The sequence below is a fragment of the Streptomyces sp. NRRL WC-3618 genome (assembly GCF_001280005.1).
Taxonomy (GTDB): Bacteria; Actinomycetota; Actinomycetes; order Streptomycetales; family Streptomycetaceae; genus Streptomyces.
Map to the genome: position 1 here is coordinate 1 of NZ_LGDW01000192.1, position 2,682 is coordinate 2,682.

Consider the following 2,682-nt stretch of genomic DNA (forward strand, 5'->3'; position numbering starts at 1 on the left):
TCGCCGAGCGTGGTGCCCGTACCGTGGGCCTCCACAGCGTCGACGTCACCGGCCGTGAGACCGGCGTTCGCCAACGCGGCGCGGATCACACGCTGTTGGGACGGCCCGTTCGGCGCGGTGAGGCCATTGCTCGCACCGTCCTGGTTGACCGCAGAGCCGCGCACGACCGCCAGCACCTCGTGGCCGTTGCGGCGGGCGTCCGACAGCCGCTCAAGGAGGAGCAGGCCGACGCCCTCGCCCCAGCCGGTGCCGTCGGCGGCCTCCGCGAAGGGCTTGCAGCGGCCGTCGGCGGCCAGGCCCTGCTGCTTGCTGAACTCGTCGAAGGCGGTGGGTGTCGACATGACGGTCACGCCACCGGCGAGAGCCATATCGCACTCGCCCTGGCGCAGCGCCTGCGCGGCCAGATGCAGAGCCACGAGGGACGACGAGCACGCCGTGTCGACCGTCACCGCCGGGCCCTCCAGGCCGAACACGTACGACAGTCGGCCGGAGACCACCGCGCCGGCGTTGCCGGTGAGCAGATATCCCTCGACGCCCCCCGGCGGCTCCTGGACGCCCTCGCCGTAGCCCTGGTAGCCGGAGCCGATGAAGACGCCGGTCTGGTGGCCGCGTACGGAGGTGGGGGCGATGCCCGCGCGTTCGAAGAGTTCCCAGGAGGTCTCCAGGAGGAGCCGCTGCTGGGGGTCGATGGACAGGGCTTCGCGGGGCGAGATGCCGAAGAAGGCGGCGTCGAACTCGGCGGCGTCGTAGAGGAATCCGCCCTCCGCCTTGTAGGCCGCCGCGCCGGTGCCCTCCCATCCGCGGTCGGCGGGGAAGCCGGAAATGGCGTCCGTACCGTCGGCGACCAGCCGCCACAGGGCGTCGGGGCTGGTGGCGCCGCCGGGGTAGCGGCAGCTCATGGACACGATGGCGATCGGGTCGTCGGCTGTCGCGGGCGTGACCGGCGACGTCCCCGTGGTCGTGGTGCCGGGCGCCTCGCCGAGTGCCTCGCGGCGCAGGTGGGCGGCGAGGGTTCGGGAGTCCGGGTAGTCGAAGACAAGGGTGGTGGGGAGCTTCAGGCCGGTCGCGGCGGCGAGCCGGTTGCGTACCTCGACCGCCGTAACCGAGTCGAAGCCCAGGTCACGGAAGGCGCGCCCGGGTTCGACGGCCTCCGCGCCCGCGTGGCCGAGGACGGCGGCGGCCTGTGCGCGTACCAGGTCGAGGGTGGACCGCTCCTGTTCGGCCGTCGGCAGGACGGCGAGCCGCTCGGCCCACTCGGAGCCCGACACCGGACCCTTCGTGCCGGACGCCGCGGATCCTGTGATGGGCTCTGGTCCGGCGAGCGCGCGCCGCACCCCGGGCAGGTCCCCGATGAAGGGGCTCGGCCGCACCGAGGTGAAGGCGGGCGCGAACCGCTCCCAGGCAATGTCGGCGACTGCCAGGAACGTCTCGTCGTACGCCACTGCCTCGGCCAGCGCCGCGATGGCGCGCTCCGGTGCCATCGCGGTGACGCCGAGGCGGCGCAGGGCGTCCTCGGCTTCCTCGCCGGCCATGCCGCTGCCGCCGCCCCACAGGCCCCAGGCCACGGAGGTGGCGGTGAGGCCGCGTGCCCGGCGCTGCTCGGCCAGGGCGTCGAGGTGGGCGTTGGCGGCGGCGTACGCGCCCTGGCTGCCGCTGCCCCACACGCCCGCGTTGGACGAGAACAGCACGAACGCGTCGAGCGAGCCGGTCTCCAGGAGTGCGTCGAGGTGCGCGGCGCCCGCGACCTTCGCCTCCAGGGTCTCGGCGATGTCGGCGGCGGTCATGGTGTCCAGGGGCTGCTCCTGGCCGACGCCCGCCGCGTGGAAGACGGAGCGCAGGGTGCGGCCCTGGGCCGCAAGGCCGTCGAGGAGGCCGGTGACGGCGTCCCAGTCGGCGACGTCGCAGGCCGCGATGGTGACTTCGGCGCCCAACTCCTCCAGTTCCGCCTGGAGTTCGACGGCACCGGGTGCGTCGAGTCCGCGGCGGCTGGTGAGGACCAGGTGCTCGGCGCCCTCGCGGGCCAGCCAGCGCGCCACGTGCCCGCCGATCGCGCCCGTACCGCCGGTGATCAGCGCGGTGCCGCGCGGCGCCCACTCCGGCTCCGCGCCCTTGCCCGCGTCCACCGGGGCGGGCGTGAACCGGCGTACGAAGACGCCCGTGTCCCGGACCGCGAGCTGGTCCTCGTCCCCGGCGCCCGCCAGGACTGCGGCGAAACGCGACGCGGCCCGCGCGTCGTACGCCTGGGGCAGGTCGATCAGACCGCCCCACCGGTCCGGATACTCCAGGGCCACGACCCGGCCGAGGCCCCACATCTGTGCCTGGACGGGGTTCGTGTCCCGGTCGCCGCGCCCGGTGGCGACGGCTCCGCCGGTCAGCGCCCACAGTCGAGCTCCGACTCCGGCGTCACCGAGGGCCTGCACGAGGGCGACGGTGCCCGCGAGCCCCACCGACACGGCCTTGTACGTGTCGTGGGCGGATTCATCCAGGGCGAGGAGGGAGACCACACCGGCGAGTCCCGCCTCGGCCGTCTCCCGCAGCTGCGCGGACAGCGTTTTTCGGGTCAACTCCGCTGATGGGAGCTTCAGTTCGACGACCTCCGCACCGGTTTGCGCCAGTGCCTCGCTCGCACCTGTCGCCCACGGGTGTTCCGCCGCGTTCTCCGGGAGTACGACGAGCCAGCGC

1 protein-coding gene is annotated in these 2,682 nt (G+C 74.1%); it reads right to left on the minus strand.

The window, feature by feature from the left end; genetic code table 11:
• The coding region (locus tag ADL01_RS19065) for a type I polyketide synthase (protein ID WP_159049574.1) at nt 1-2,682 on the minus strand (2,682 nt) is incomplete at both ends.